This is a genomic window from Mesorhizobium sp. M0621 (assembly GCF_040320745.1).
Lineage (GTDB): Bacteria > Pseudomonadota > Alphaproteobacteria > Rhizobiales > Rhizobiaceae > Mesorhizobium.
The window spans coordinates 1-5,935 of the sequence record NZ_JAMYQF010000106.1; the positions used below are offsets into that span (position 1 = coordinate 1).

The window sequence follows — 5,935 nt, forward strand, 5'->3', positions numbered from 1 at the left end:
GACCGTGACGCGGATGCCTTGCCCCCGCTTTTGCCGCCCTTATGCGCCGCGGGATTGCCGGTATGTTTGCCGCGCCCGGAGCCGCCTTCCTTCTTACCGCCGGCATCGTCCTTGTTGACGGTCGCCCATGCCCGCCTTTCGGCTTCCTGCTCGGAGACCCCGCGCTTCTCATAGCCTTCCGCAATATGATCGGCTTTGCGTTCCTGCTTGTCGGTGTATTTCGATTTGTCGCCTCGTGGCATGACTGTTTCTCCTGTTCTGTAGAGTCTGAACGGAAACGGAAAGACAGCGCGGGAGTTCCAATCGGAATTCGGAAACAACCCGGAGATTTCACGTAGCTGCGGACCGGGCGGGACAGATGCTTTTTGCCATTCCTTGGCCAGAATATGAAACCGGGAAAACTATCCTGTGAAGGTTCGGGAAAGCCTGCCGCCTTTTCTGATGCTATGTCTGCGATCCGCCAGGCCCTCGAATCAGCCGGCGATGAGTTCATCGCCGAGAATGGTGGCGGCGCTGGCGTGAGGCTGCGCAAGGGAGGCATGTGATGGCTCACACCTTTGAATTGGTAGAGCTACAGACCGACGCAAAAGAAAAATCGTACGGCATATTTGATTTTCACATTCCGCCTTGTGTTGGTGATCGCGTTGAAGTTGGCCACTCAGGGGGGGGCGATCTTTTCGAGGTCACATGGGTCTTGCACCGGCCTTTAAGGACGGTTCCAGAGAGCAGCACGGAAGAGTTGTACAATCGAGACAACAGACCCTCTTCGAAGGTATATATTCGCTTGCTTTTCGAACAGTGATCTTCATACGCGACCAGTGCCAGAGAGTGTGGTCTGGTCGTCTTTCCCGAAGGGCCATGCCGGGTCGGACAAAAATGTCAGAATGACGTGGGCGGCACATACAGGCAGATCGTCCTGTCAGGGTTGCCACAGGGTATTTCACCCAACCCGACCTGCCGTTACTTTTGGGCATGGCACCAATGGAAGCGCATGTCGTGGGACTGACGCACCGGCTGTCTGCCAATGGCTCGCAATGCTCGTCATAGCAGAATGTTTTTCGTACCAGGCATCATGTGCCGATGCTGACATGGCCACTCCGGGATTGCAGGCTGCGGCGATGAGCGCCCACGATCGAACGCACAGTCGGGTGGTGAGCGTGCGGCATGTCTCCGTTCGAGTGCTAGGCGGCCTAGCCGTCGCGGGGTGTTCAGGGCAGCAGCGGTGACAATCGCGCCGTCGCCGACTGCACCCAGCGCGGGGTCGCGTATTTCAAGGAAATTGAATCTTGGCCCGCTCTGAGCGATGGCAGAGACGCTGCCCAAGAGGCACAGCGCGCTGCCAACGGACAGAAACGGCGTTTCCGTGATCGCCCTCTACATAGCCGCCACCGCCGCCTCGATGTTCGCTGGCGCCGTCTGGCGCTACAGGCAGCGCGACATCGTCGGCATGTGCGCCTGCCTCCTGATGGCAGCTTTCGCGGTTGTGCTGCTGGCGCTGCCGGCGAGACGATAGCGGCGCGCCTGGCCGAAAAGGAAAAGCCCGCTGCCTCGGGGGGAGAGCAGCGGGCCTTTGACACAGAACACGGCCGGTGGGATCGGGGGTGTACCGGGCATCCGGCCAGCGCAATAAACGTTGGCTGCAGAGAGATTGTTCCCCCGGACGGTCGTCTAAGTTATTTCCGTACAATGTTCGCTATCTGGCCGTACGGTCGAGCAGGACCGCAAGACCCCGCGATCCTGCCATCTCGATCACAAGTTCCTCGATCTCAATGTCGGTAAGCGAGGTCGTCTGAGATCCGCGGATTTGCTCCACCGAATCCGCGAGCGAGACCGACGCGAGTTTTGCATGGTCGTCGAGCATCCATCCAATGGCCAGCACCACGTCGGCATCGATATTGGCGGGCAGCGTGTGCATTACTCCCCCTCCCACCGGCCGATCATTCCAGTTACTGGCAGCCCAGTTACTAGCAGCACCGTAATCAGAAGCGACAACGGAACGGCTGGGAGACCGTACAATTCAATAGTTTTTGTGTTTTGTCGCTTGCCCATCTTCGTCGCCTCGCCTCGCCTCGCCTCGCGTCGTTGGCGTTGTCATTTTGATGCCAACGGGCAGCTGTTGGAAGCCGTTTCGGCGCGTGAGGAAGTAGAGATGCAGTCGGTGCTGTATATTAGCAACACCTTGTCGGTTCCCTACGATTTGTACGATTTGTACCAAGGCTTGCATGGGTGATTCAGCGCTCATACTAATTCGCGATGTCCTCATATTGCAGGGAGGCAATACGATGGATAACGAGGTACCCAACGGCAAGATTCATCCTTGCATCGAAGTGGTCGAAGCCTGCGGCGAATGGTTTGTCCGCGTGGTTGAGGAGGAAGACCAGGAATTTACCCGATCGTTCGAGCTCGAACCCTACGCACTAGCCTTCGCGGAAGACCAGCGAATACGCCTGCAGCTCGACAAGTTCGTCCGGCTGTAGGGCGTAACTGAGTAGCACATGACCGGCGGGCAAGGTCCACAGACAGCTCGTCGGCTAGGCCCGGCGCCTTGTTGGCATTCCCTCTGTCAAAAGGGTGTCGGGCCGCATGGCCGGCGAGGAGTTCTCGGGGCGGTGTGGCCCGGCAAATCTGAGACCAGTTGGCTCGCGCTGGATTAACACTAGCTAAGTTGATCACTTAAGATCCTAGTGCCGGTGCTGATGAATTGGCAGGCTACTTCCCACCCCGCCAACCCTGCCTGCCACTTGCCGGCGACGCCTTCCCCAAGACGACGTCCGCCGGCTTTTCCTTGCCCTATATCGCGGTCCATCAGTCTGCCAAGCCGCCAGCGCGATGCTGCATGGCATCCGAAAATGACCTCAAGCACACTCCCGATTTCTTCGTTGATTTCAGCGGCGGGAATCCCTTCTCTGTCGGCTGCCTTCATCGCCTCGTCTGCAAGGTCGCTGGATGGCCACGGGATCGTCGGTGATGGCGTTTGGAAGATGTTCTGCCATCCATTTGTCGAAGAAGTTGATACCGCGCGGGCTCATCGCTAGATGGCCCACCAGATCGCGAACGCACCCATTGGAAGCAACAAGGCAGCGGCCAATATCAATACGCCCTTGCGGTTTTGCCATCTCGAGGGAGGGCTTGGCATCAATCGTTCGGGATTTCGTCCTGCATCCATGGTGAACCAATTTGCCCGGCGATATTAAGTTCCGCTTCGTGCTGTTTTGGCTGCTCCTGTCAGCGTAAGCCCTGCATGATGAATTTGTATATCGTGCCGATTTCTTCATCGATCTCTTAGCCGGGAATGCCTTGGCTCTCCGCCGCCTGCTTCGCGTCCACGGCCATGTCGATCCCCAGTAGCACTGGGTCGATGATTGGATCGTCCGGTAAATGATCCAATATCCAATGATAAAGAAAATCGTTGCCGCGCTTGTTCATTCTTCCCGGAAGTCCTGCAACGAGGCATGCCGCAGGTCTTCCTCGCCGCGCAAGTGCTTCACGCGTCCGATCAGCCCCGGCTTGATCCACTGCGTCGCCGGACGCTTCATGCCCTTGGGCGCCGTCCCTGGTGCTCCTGGACGCGCTTCCATGATCGTTCGCGCATCTGCCGGTTCAGGGTGACGAACGCGCTCCCGACATAGCGCCCGGTGCCGCGCTCTGCCATGAGAGCGAGGCGGGCTTGCCCACCTCACGCTCAACACCGAGCAGTTCATATTCGTCGATCGAATAGCATTTGGCCTTCAGCCAATTCGTGGACGGTCCATTACGGTATTTCTGTCGCGGCGCTTCGACACCATGCCTTCGAGGTCGGCCTGTTCGACAAGGTGATAAATTGACTTGGGCGCCCGGCAGCGCCTCGCTGAACTGGATGCGGCCGCCAGGCTCGATCATGCTGGCCAGGATCTCGCGCCGCTCCTTCAGCGCCACGTCGCGCAGATCGTGGCCAACCAGGTGGAGCAGATCGAAGGCGACGAAATAGAGGTCATGTTGCCGGCGGGCGATCGCCTTGCGCAGTTCCCCGAAGTCCGACAGTCCGGCCTCGTTCAGCACAATGATCTCGCCGTCGACGATAGCGCTTTCGGCGCCAAGGCTCTTGGCCTCTGTCACCAAATCGCGATATTTCGCCGTCCAGTCATGGCCGTTGCGCGTGTAAATCCTGGTGCCGTCTTGATGAGCTGCGACTGGTACCCATCAAATTTGACCTCGTGAATCCAACCGTCGCCCTCGGGATGCTGCTCCACCGAGGTCGGCATCAAAGGCGCAACGAACTTCAAACGCATGCACCAGACTCACAAAACCACGACTGAAGCCGCGAGGCTGAAATCGGTTCCGGAACATTTTAGCTCAAATGCATGTTTCAATGGTTATGAAGATCGAAGCCGACGAATGCCGGGCAGCGCTGACGCTCATCCGGAGCACAACCGATAGGCCAACGCCAATTTGACTTGCAAATTCTATCTATGGTTCCGTACATTTATGCTCGCTGATGAAGCGAGATGCCACGGTATGATTCTGTCGGACTTCGAATTCCTGGACCCGGAAAATCTGGCTATGTGCCAGCGCCTATTTGAGCAGGTATGCATCGACGCCAACATAGACCGCACCTCGATTGAGGCAGAGCAACTCGCGGCGGCCGTGCTGAATGTTTTTCAAGTGCTCCCCGGAGGAACCGAAGAAGAATTGCTGGCCGCTCTCCGCGACCGCCACAACCATTCTGAAAAGCGCACTGGCTGAATCAGCCTTAAGGGAGTGGCCGGCACGGCATGTGGAACCCTTGGGGAGGGACCGCGTCGGCCACCCGCGCGGAGGTTTGGGATTTGGGCCGTCCCCCGCGCTTCATAGTCTATTGCCAAATTAGCATCCCGCAACCAAACCCATAGGTTGGTGGAAGCGATAGGCAAGTCACATATTAGCCGCATCTCCTATGTGACTAGTGCAAAAGCATCGGAGAAAAGGCGTGTTCCGAGAGTGCGACGTTCGTATGTGGCGCGAGGCCGGGAAACTTGCGGTATCTGGCGACTATGAAGGGTGGCAAGCCATCGAACGGGAGCTTCGTAGCAGAGGATACCCACGCGCCAAGCTACTGCTTGATAACGATCGGGTCCGCGACAAATTGGATCAGCTCTGTAAGAGCGCGCAGGCGCAACGCGCCAACCGGACCTAAAAGCCGGCCACAAGGGTTTTCCGAAAAGAAGGAACGAGACTGCATAACGCAGATCACGAAAAGCGTTGCGAACGTGTTCGCGATGATCTCGCCAGGCACCTCCAACCTTCGATGCTGAGCGCCCGCCACTAGGCGTGCTACAATGACGGGCGCTCATCAACCGACGATGAAGGGACTGATGTTCGCCGGCCGTTTCCCAAGGATGAACGGTGAAAATGTTTCGCACCTCGGACCATTGCCGGGCTGGTTGGGACCTAGGTCTCAATAAACGCTGAAAACCTCATAGCAAAAAGCCCGCCACCTTTCGGCAGCGGGCAGGGCTCACACAGGGGGAAGCACTGAATGGGAAACAGTGCAGTTCCAAAATTTCCTGGTCGGCGAGATGTTCCAGGCAAAGCGACAATTTTTGTGTCCAGGCTTCGACGCAAAGGCCTTTGGGATGGACTTTGTCCCGTGGGGTTTCCGACTGCGCGCAGACGATGGTGCTGGCGCCAGATCACAAGAGAAGAAGAACCTTGAGGACGCACCTTACCAGCGGCCACAGCTATCGGTTTGGTTGCGGCATTGCTGATTTGACAATAAATTGTCGAGTGCAGGGGTCCGCAAACCTCCGCAGTGGCCGGTGGGGCCCTTCTACCCGTAGGGTGCCCCCGTGCCGGCCACTCCCCTAAGGCTGGGTAGCGTCCATGGTCGTGTCCCATCAGGTGGTGTAGCTCGGCGGTAGCGAAGCCGCTCACGAGCGCGCCGTTAGTAGCGCTGTAGCGAGTGAGCGGCGTGTCGGTG

At 57.9% G+C, this 5,935-nt stretch carries 7 protein-coding genes and 1 pseudogene; 3 read left to right on the top strand and 5 right to left on the bottom strand.

What is annotated here, in order from left to right; translation table 11 throughout:
- The coding region (locus NKI38_RS33035) for a plasmid stabilization protein (protein WP_352665023.1) at positions 1–242 on the bottom strand (242 nt) is incomplete at its 3' end.
- Between the two features lie 1,121 nt (positions 243–1,363).
- On the opposite strand from NKI38_RS33035, the gene NKI38_RS33040 reads away from it, so the two are divergent.
- Positions 1,364–1,513, top strand: coding sequence for a hypothetical protein (locus NKI38_RS33040; RefSeq protein ID WP_352665025.1), 150 nt, complete (start codon positions 1,364–1,366; stop codon positions 1,511–1,513).
- Between the two features lie 180 nt (positions 1,514–1,693).
- Here the strand turns inward: NKI38_RS33040 and NKI38_RS33045 are convergent, their stop codons facing one another.
- Positions 1,694–1,915, bottom strand: coding sequence for a hypothetical protein (locus NKI38_RS33045; protein ID WP_352665028.1), 222 nt, complete (start codon positions 1,913–1,915; stop codon positions 1,694–1,696).
- A gap of 367 nt (positions 1,916–2,282) precedes the next feature.
- Here NKI38_RS33045 and NKI38_RS33050 point away from each other — a divergent pair, with 367 nt between their 5' ends.
- Complete coding sequence (locus tag NKI38_RS33050; RefSeq protein ID WP_352665031.1) at positions 2,283–2,477, top strand: hypothetical protein; 195 nt, start codon at positions 2,283–2,285, stop codon at positions 2,475–2,477.
- Between the two features lie 179 nt (positions 2,478–2,656).
- Here NKI38_RS33050 and NKI38_RS33055 read toward each other — a convergent pair whose 3' ends face one another.
- The 3 genes and pseudogenes from NKI38_RS33055 to NKI38_RS33065 all read right to left on the bottom strand — a co-directional run bounded on the left by NKI38_RS33055 (position 2,657) and on the right by NKI38_RS33065 (position 4,268).
- A complete protein-coding gene (locus NKI38_RS33055) occupies positions 2,657–2,923 on the bottom strand; it encodes a hypothetical protein (RefSeq protein ID WP_352665033.1) in 267 nt (88 codons plus the stop codon).
- 359 nt (positions 2,924–3,282) lie between these two features.
- Positions 3,283–3,426, bottom strand: a complete 144-nt coding sequence (locus NKI38_RS33060) for a hypothetical protein (protein ID WP_352665035.1) — start codon at positions 3,424–3,426, stop codon at positions 3,283–3,285.
- Positions 3,423–4,268 (bottom strand): annotated as a pseudogene (locus NKI38_RS33065) (ATP-dependent DNA ligase). Before NKI38_RS33065 ends, NKI38_RS33060 begins: the two are co-directional and overlap by 4 nt.
- 226 nt (positions 4,269–4,494) lie before the next feature.
- Here NKI38_RS33065 and NKI38_RS33070 point away from each other — a divergent pair.
- Complete coding sequence (locus NKI38_RS33070) at positions 4,495–4,722, top strand: hypothetical protein (protein ID WP_352665037.1); 228 nt, start codon at positions 4,495–4,497, stop codon at positions 4,720–4,722.
- The last annotated feature ends 1,213 nt before the right edge of the window (positions 4,723–5,935 follow it).

Bases quoted from the DNA above. Each gene is read 5' to 3' on its own strand.
- NKI38_RS33070 (WP_352665037.1), top strand. From the start codon at position 4,495: ATGATTCTGTCGGACTTCGAATTCCTGGACCCGGAAAATCTGGCTATG.
- NKI38_RS33045 (WP_352665028.1), bottom strand. From the start codon at position 1,915: ATGCACACGCTGCCCGCCAATATCGATGCCGACGTGGTGCTGGCCATT.
- NKI38_RS33060 (WP_352665035.1), bottom strand. From the start codon at position 3,426: ATGAACAAGCGCGGCAACGATTTTCTTTATCATTGGATATTGGATCAT.
- NKI38_RS33050 (WP_352665031.1), top strand. From the start codon at position 2,283: ATGGATAACGAGGTACCCAACGGCAAGATTCATCCTTGCATCGAAGTG.
- NKI38_RS33055 (WP_352665033.1), bottom strand. From the start codon at position 2,923: ATGAAGGCAGCCGACAGAGAAGGGATTCCCGCCGCTGAAATCAACGAA.